This is a genomic window from Burkholderia sp. Se-20378, from assembly GCF_017104665.1.
Lineage (GTDB): Bacteria > Pseudomonadota > Gammaproteobacteria > Burkholderiales > Burkholderiaceae > Burkholderia > Burkholderia lata.
The window spans coordinates 1-1,785 of the sequence record NZ_JAAGPG010000965.1; the positions used below are offsets into that span (position 1 = coordinate 1).

Below are 1,785 nucleotides of genomic sequence, written 5' to 3' on the forward strand. Positions count from 1 at the left end.
GCCCGCGCGGCCGCGCTCGCGATCAACCGCGCCGACCGGCTGACGGTGCTGGCCGCGAAGCCGCTGCCGGCCGGCTGGTCGGGCAAGGTGTGGGCGCAGTCGCAGGGGATTGCCGCGGTGCAGACGCTCGGCCTGCCGGCCGACTACCTGCTGCTGACGGATGCCGACATCGGCCATCCGCCCGACGCCGTCGCGCAGCTGGTCACGCGCGCGCAGGCCGAGAACCGCGATCTCGTGTCGCTGATGGTGCGGCTGCGCTGCGATTCGTTCTGGGAAAAGGCGCTGATCCCGGCGTTCGTGTTCTTCTTCGCGAAGCTCTACCCGTTCTCGTGGATCAACAACCCGCGCAACCGGACGGCCGGCGCCGCGGGCGGCTGCATGCTCGTCAAGCGCACGGCGCTTGAGGAAGCGGGCGGCATCGAGTCGATCCGCGGCGCGCTGATCGACGACTGCAGCCTCGCCGCGCAGATCAAGCATCGCGGCGAAGGCCGCCATCCGATCCGGCTCGACCTGGCCGACCGCAGCGTGTCGCTGCGCCCGTACGACAGCTGGCGCGACATCTGGAACATGATCGCGCGCACCGCGTTCACGCAGCTGCACTATTCGCCGCTGCTGCTGGCCGGCACGCGGCTCTGGATGACGATCATCTATCTCGTGCCGCCCGCGGCGGCGCTCGCGTACGGCGCGCGCGCATGGCCGGCGTGGCTCGCGTGGGCGTCGATGTGCGCCGCGTATGCGCCGATGCTGCGCTACTACCGCCGCTCGCCGCTGTGGGCGCCGGCGCTGCCGCTCGTCGCGCTGTTCTACGTGGGTGCGACGTTCGCGTCCGCGTGGCGCTACTGGCGCGGCAAGGGCGGCCAGTGGAAGGCGCGCGTGCAGGCGCCGGTGGATCGCTGAGTATGGCCCGGGAGGCGTGCCTCCCGGCAGCCGCAAAGCAAACAGCCCGATCGGTGGAAACCGGTCGGGCTGTTTCGTTTTCGGCGGGGCTTTTTCGGCGGTACGGCCTGCCGGTGCTTAGCGCTGGGTCAGCATCATGTACATCTGGACCACGACGTCCGGCGAGAACGTGAACGGCACCCAGCCGTAGCCCGTGTGACGGGCCACCAGCAGGCGGTCGCCGTTCGACTGCTTCTGCACGGCCATCATCGGGTTCTTCGTCGTCACGAAGCGCCAGCCGGACGGGATGCCGGACGGCGGCTCAGGCTGCATCGACGCACGCGCATGCGCGAGTTCCTCGATCAGCTGGCCCAGTTGCTCCGGATGCAGCGTGATCGATTCGCCGTTGATGGTCAGCGTGAGTTCGTTCTGCGTCGGACGCGACACGTGCAGCGTCGATTTGTCGGACGGGGCCGGGGTGATGGCGGCGGCTTCGACTTCGGCTTCGACTACAACCGGCGTTTCGGCTTGCGCCGTCGCGACGATGGCCGTTGCGGCCTCGGCCGTCGAATCCACCGTTTCGGCCGCAGCCGGCGCGGGCGCGATCACGGCCGGTTCTGCCGCCGGCGCGTCGGCCGGCGCAGGTTCGACGACTTCGGCTGCAACCGCCGTGGCGGCAACTGCGTTGGTCGCGGCTTCCTTGACGACGGCCTCGACCAGCGCCTCGGCGTCGGCGACGGCCTGCGCGTGGTGCTGCGCAGCCGCTTCGGCTTGGGCGATCGCTTCGGTATGACGCTGCGTGACGGCCTCGGCCTGCGCGGTGGCGTCGGCGTGGCGTTGCGCGGCCGCCTCGGCCTGCGCGATGGCTTCGGTATGGCGTTGCGTGACGGCTTCGGCCTCGGCGGTCGC

At 70.6% G+C, this 1,785-nt stretch carries 1 protein-coding gene and 1 pseudogene; one reads left to right on the forward strand and one right to left on the reverse strand.

What is annotated here, in order from left to right:
• On the forward strand, window positions 1-897 hold an 897-nt coding region (locus G3N93_RS39405; protein ID WP_206135460.1), incomplete at its 5' end, for a glycosyltransferase.
• A 117-nt stretch (window positions 898-1,014) separates the two neighbouring features.
• Here G3N93_RS39405 and G3N93_RS39410 read toward each other — a convergent pair.
• Window positions 1,015-1,785 (reverse strand): annotated as a pseudogene (locus G3N93_RS39410) (phage tail protein); the annotation flags it as partial.